The sequence below is a fragment of the Mesorhizobium sp. M2A.F.Ca.ET.037.01.1.1 genome (assembly GCF_003998075.1).
GTDB lineage: Bacteria > Pseudomonadota > Alphaproteobacteria > Rhizobiales > Rhizobiaceae > Mesorhizobium.
Genome location: NZ_RZSA01001696.1, coordinates 1 through 595, shown reverse-complemented (window position 1 = coordinate 595; position 595 = coordinate 1). Strand labels below are relative to the sequence as shown.

The window sequence follows — 595 nt, the reverse complement described above, 5'->3', positions numbered from 1 at the left end:
TTACCGTCTCGACGGTGAGACCCAGGAAATCCGCGATCTCCGCGCGCGACAACGGCAGATCGAAAGCGGCGCTGCGCCGCTCCGGCCCGGCGGCGGGGTCGATGTTGCGCGCGATCATCAGAAGGAAGCTCGATATCTTCTCGGAGGCCGTCTTGCGGCCGAGCGCCACCATCCAGTCGCGCGCCTGGTCAAGCTCGCGCAGCTTCTGTTCGAGCAGGCGATGCTCAAGGTTGGGCTGCTCCTTTATCATGCGCTCCAGCGCCTGGCGCGGGAACGAGCATAGTTCGACGTCTGTCGCCGCCTCGGCGCTGAGCGTGCTCTCGCTCTGGAACGGTCTGCCGAGGAAATCGGGAGCGAATTGCAGGCCGACAATCTGCTGGCGGCCGTCGGAAAGCGTCTTGGTCAGCTTCACGACGCCTGAAAGCACGTTCGAGAAACGCTCGACGCTCCTGGAATCGCCCACCAACTCCTTGCCGGCCTCGGCCTCGTGCCGTTTCGTCGATTTGGCAAGATCGACGAGCTGCCCGGCGTTGAGCGCGCCGCATATGCCGCGGTGCCGCGCCTCGCATGAAACGCAGAGTACCGGGACGCCTGC

At 65.0% G+C, this 595-nt stretch carries 1 protein-coding gene; it reads right to left on the bottom strand.

Going from position 1 to position 595, the window contains the following annotated elements; genetic code table 11:
• On the bottom strand, window positions 1–595 hold a 595-nt coding region (locus EOA27_RS39275), incomplete at both ends, for a Crp/Fnr family transcriptional regulator (RefSeq protein ID WP_145970943.1).